This window comes from Methylophaga sp. UBA5088 (assembly GCF_002414625.1).
Classification (GTDB): domain Bacteria; phylum Pseudomonadota; class Gammaproteobacteria; order Nitrosococcales; family Methylophagaceae; genus Methylophaga; species Methylophaga marina.
This window is the reverse complement of sequence record NZ_DIAC01000107.1, coordinates 1-207: the sequence shown is the minus strand read 5'-3', so window position 1 is coordinate 207 and position 207 is coordinate 1. Positions and strand designations below refer to the sequence as shown.

1 protein-coding gene is annotated in these 207 nt (G+C 36.7%); it reads left to right on the top strand.

All coding sequences use genetic code 11. The annotated features are described in order from the left end of the window. A partial coding sequence (locus tag B4K20_RS13510) for a hypothetical protein (RefSeq protein ID WP_289283270.1) occupies positions 1–207 on the top strand: 207 nt, incomplete at both ends.

The following is a 207-nucleotide window of genomic DNA, read 5'->3' as shown; positions in this document are numbered from 1 at the left end:
AGCACACAATTGTCGATTTACAATCTGATAATCAGAACTGGGTTGAGCACAGCAAACAGTTGGAGCTAAAGCTAAAGCAACAAACTGATGAAACGTTAGAAATAACGAATCGTTTGATAGCACAATATGAGAACGAAAAAAACACGAAATTAGCACTTATTAACCTCAGCGGTCGTGGGTTAAAGGCTTTAGTGCATAAAATGATTA